At 65.1% G+C, this 3,864-nt stretch carries 3 protein-coding genes and 1 riboswitch; all 3 genes read left to right on the top strand.

Annotated features, from left to right (window positions below; genetic code table 11):
• Window positions 1-400: 400 nt before the first annotated feature.
• Window positions 401-513, bottom strand: a riboswitch (SAM riboswitch).
• Between the two features lie 98 nt (window positions 514-611).
• The 3 genes from WBF82_RS04190 (at window position 612) to WBF82_RS04180 (ending at window position 3,789) form a co-directional block, all read left to right on the top strand.
• On the top strand, window positions 612-869 hold the full coding sequence (locus WBF82_RS04190) for a CopG family transcriptional regulator (RefSeq protein ID WP_424381841.1): 258 nt from the start codon (window positions 612-614) through the stop codon (window positions 867-869).
• Window positions 866-1,243, top strand: coding sequence for a type II toxin-antitoxin system VapC family toxin (locus WBF82_RS04185; protein WP_424381840.1), 378 nt, complete (start codon window positions 866-868; stop codon window positions 1,241-1,243). Before WBF82_RS04190 ends, WBF82_RS04185 begins: the two co-directional genes overlap by 4 nt.
• A 170-nt stretch (window positions 1,244-1,413) precedes the next feature.
• Window positions 1,414-3,789 (top strand): lysylphosphatidylglycerol synthase domain-containing protein, encoded by a 2,376-nt coding sequence (locus WBF82_RS04180; RefSeq protein WP_424381839.1) that lies wholly within the window; start codon window positions 1,414-1,416, stop codon window positions 3,787-3,789.
• The last annotated feature ends 75 nt before the right edge of the window (window positions 3,790-3,864 follow it).

Raw genomic sequence — 3,864 nt, 5'->3', positions numbered from 1 at the left:
TCCTAAGCATTGCGGTCTCGACAACCCGTGGGTCGGTTCACGCGCGCGACCCGAGCCAATGACCGTGTTCCTGAACCATCGGCTAGGTAAGCCGGGGTGTTTGCGGCAGTCAGACCGAATGATTGTCAGGTTCGCCGCGGCAGCGCTGACTCTGGCAAACCCAGGGCCCCGTCGTCCTGAAGCAGATGATGCAGAGTCTTTCGCGCGGGATACATCGCAACCTTCCCACCTCTCAGGCGAATCCTCATCGCGGCACGACTGCCACCTGCCGTCCACGGGACCGCGCAGCCCGCCACATGGGATGTGCACGGATAACTCGCGAATGCGCTCGCGCAGTGCCGCGTCGGCTGACGACTTTCAAACATTGCTAACTCCCGAAACATCGGGGCCTCCGCCATCGGAGGCGCTCTTGCCGGCCACCGGTTGGTGTCGGCCGCTTCGTCATCCGAGCCACCCACGAGCGGGGGGTTGGCGTGCCGTCCAGTCGGAGCTTGGCGACGGCATCTCGTGAAGCGATTTCAGGTTAGCGCACCCGACCGACAAGTCGAAGCACGTCACCCGACGGAAGCCGTACCAAACGAGGCAGGTATCACGTGATGTAATGTGATGTAATGCGGACACAGATCACGCTGAACACTGAGGAGCTCGAGCTCCTGGACCGTGTCGCTCGGGCAACGGGCGCGTCCCGGTCGGAACTGATCCGTCGGGCAATTCACACCGCCTACGGAAGCCGAAGCAAGGAAGAACAGACCGCGGCCCTGAAGCGCAGCGCCGGTTCGTGGCGCGGACGGGACTTCACCGGCGCCGAGTACGTCGACGCCACTCGTGACCACCTCAACGATCGCTTGAGCCGGCTCGGTCTGGCGTGAAGCTGATCGACACCAGTGTCGCGATCGACCACCTACGCGGCGTGCCCGCGGCCGTCGATCTGCTCACGGCGCTCAGTGACTCGGGCGACGACTTGGTGGCTAGTGAGCTCGTCCGATTCGAACTCTTGGCGGGAATCCGCAACAGGGAACTGACCGCTTTCGAGCAGTTCTGCTCTGCCCTGCATTGGGCGGCGGTGACCGAAGATATCGCCCGCGTCGCCGGACAACTCGCCCGTCGGTATCGAAAAAGTTACAGCGGCATCGGTGCGGTCGACTATCTGATCGCTGCGACCGCCATCGTCGTCGACGCCGCCCTGCTGACCACCAATGTGCGGCACTTCCCGATGTTCACCAAGTTGGCGCCTCCCTATTAAGACGCGGGAAGGCGAGTTTTCGCTCGTAGGCGGGCACATCGACACTCGACTCTCGGCGTGACTCCTGTGACAAGCAAGGCTGGCCCCCAAACACACCCCGATCAGCCGCAACCTGCCAGGTAGCGCGGGTTATGTTGTCGAGGACCGCTAACAGACGGGATCGTTAAAACATGCAGGTCGACGGGCGCGAGATCACCGTTTCGGGGAGCTTGCTGCAACGGCCCACCCGTCGCACCAACGACATCCTTCGGCTCGTGCTCTCCGCGGCGTTCCTGGCGATCGTGATCACCAGCTCGGTGGTCACCCGCACCCGGTGGGACAAGCTGGAGAAATCCATCTCCCGCATTGTTGGGGTGCTCTCCCCGGCCCAATCCGATGTGGTCTACCTGGTGTACGGCTTGGCGATCCTGGTGTTGCCGTTCATGATCCTGATCGGGCTGATTGCCTCCCGGCAATGGAAACTGCTCCTCCCCTACGCGGCTGCCGCATTCATCGCCTTTCTCGCGCTGTCAATCAACGGCACGCGCATCGCGGCGTGGCAATGGCACTTCGACCTGTCCGACCGGCTGCGCACCGAGTTGTCCCAATTCCTCGACGACCCGCGCTGGATCGGGATGCTCGCCGCGGTGCTCACCGTGTCGGGCCCGTGGCTGCCCGCGCGCTGGCGGCACTGGTGGTGGACGCTGCTGCTGGCGTTCATCCCGATCCACCTCGTGGTGAGCGCCGTCGTGCCGGCCCGCGCAATGCTGGGCCTGTCGGTGGGCTGGTTCGTCGGGGCGCTGGTGGTCCTGGTCAGCGGCACTCCCGCGCTCGAGGTGCCGCTGGATGGCGCGGTGCGCGCACTGACCAAACGCGGGCTCGTGGTGTCCGGGTTGACGGTGGTCCGGCCCGCCGGTGCCGGGCCGCTGACGCTTTCGGCCACATCGGACGGTCGAGACGCCGACGCGGTCATCGAGTTGTACGGCCCGCATCAAAGCAGCGGCGGCGCGCTGCGCCAGCTGTGGGGCAAGCTGCGGCTGCGGCGCAGCGAGGCCGCGCCGTTTCAGGCGTCCATGCGCCGCGCCGTCGAGCATCGCGCGCTGGTGGCGATTGCCATCGGTGATCTGGGGGTGGCCAACACGTCGACGATCACCGTCGGCGCGCTGGAGCGGGGCTGGACGGTGTACGCGCACAAGCCCATTCGCGGAGTGTCGCTCAAGCAGTGCTGCTCGTCGACGCCGGTGGCCCGGGTGTGGGAATCGCTGCGAAAGCTGCAGGACCACCAGATCTCGCACGGCGATCTGCGCGACGAGGTGATCACCGTCAACGACGGCACCGTGCTGTTCGGCGGGTTCGGCAGCGCCGAATACGGGGCGACCGACAACCAACTCCAATCCGACATCGCCCAGCTGCTGGTGACGACGTCAGCACTCTACGGCGCCGAATCCGCGGTCAACGCGGCGATCGACGCGTTGGGCAAAGACACCGTGCTGAACGCGTCGCGCAGACTCACGAAAGCGGCTGTGCCGAAACGTATTCGGAACTCCGTCAACGATCCGGGTGCCGTCATCTCCCGAAGCCGCGCCGCGGTGATGCGCCAAACTCACACCGACAAGATCCAAGCCGAGACGATCACCCGGTTCACCCGCAGCCAGCTCATCCAGCTGGTGCTGCTTGTCGCGCTGGTCTACGTCGCCTATCCGTTCATCAGCACCGTGCCGACGTTTTTCAACGAGCTGGGCAAAGCGAACTATTGGTGGGCGCTGTTCGGGCTGGTCATCTCGGCCTCGACGTATGTCGGGGCTGCGGGCACATTGTGGGCCTGCGCCAGTAGTGCAGTGGCCTACTGGAAAATCTTAATCACGCAGGTGGCCAACACTTTTGCCGCAACCACCACCCCGGCGGGCGTCGGTGGGCTCGCGCTCAGCGTGCGGTTGTTGCAGAAGGGCGGAATGAGCACGGTGCGAGCCACCACGGCGGTGGCACTGCAGCAGTCGGTGCAGGTAATCGTCCACGTCACGCTGCTGATCTTCTTCAGCGCCGCCGCGGGTGCGGGAACCGACCTCAAGCACTTCGTCCCGAAGGCCACCATGCTGTACCTGATCGCGGGCGTGGCGCTGGGCATCGTCGGGACATTTCTGTTTGTGCCTCGGTTGCGCCGTTGGCTGGCGACCGACGTGCGCCCCAAGCTCAAGGAGGTCACTACCGACCTCGTCGCACTCGCCCACGAACCGAAGCGGCTGGGGTTGATCCTGCTCGGTTGTGCCGGAACGACTCTCGGTGCGGCGATGGCACTGTGGGCCAGCGTCGAAGCCTTCGGCGGCCACACGACGTTCGTCACCGTCACCGTGGTGACGATGGTCGGCGGAACCCTCGCCTCGGCCACCCCCACCCCCGGCGGCGTCGGCGCCGTCGAAGCAGCACTGATCGGTGGGCTCGCCGCCTTCGGCGTACCCACGGCTGTCGGTGTGCCGTCGGTACTGCTCTATCGCGTGCTCACCTGCTGGCTACCGGTGTTCGTCGGCTGGCCGGTAATGCGGTGGTTGACCCGCAACGACATGATCTAGCCGGCCCGATCGGCGCACAAATCATTAGGCGATCGGACAAGCCATTTGTTGCTTATACGGGTAACGGCCTGCGCC

The sequence above is a fragment of the Mycobacterium sp. genome (genome assembly GCF_049673265.1).
In the GTDB taxonomy this organism is placed as follows: domain Bacteria; phylum Actinomycetota; class Actinomycetes; order Mycobacteriales; family Mycobacteriaceae; genus Mycobacterium.
This window is presented reverse-complemented; position numbering and strand designations above follow the sequence as displayed.

Coding starts and splice junctions, on each gene's coding strand:
- WBF82_RS04190 (WP_424381841.1), top strand. CDS start 612: ATGCGGACACAGATCACGCTGAACACTGAGGAGCTCGAGCTCCTGGAC.
- WBF82_RS04180 (WP_424381839.1), top strand. CDS start 1,414: ATGCAGGTCGACGGGCGCGAGATCACCGTTTCGGGGAGCTTGCTGCAA.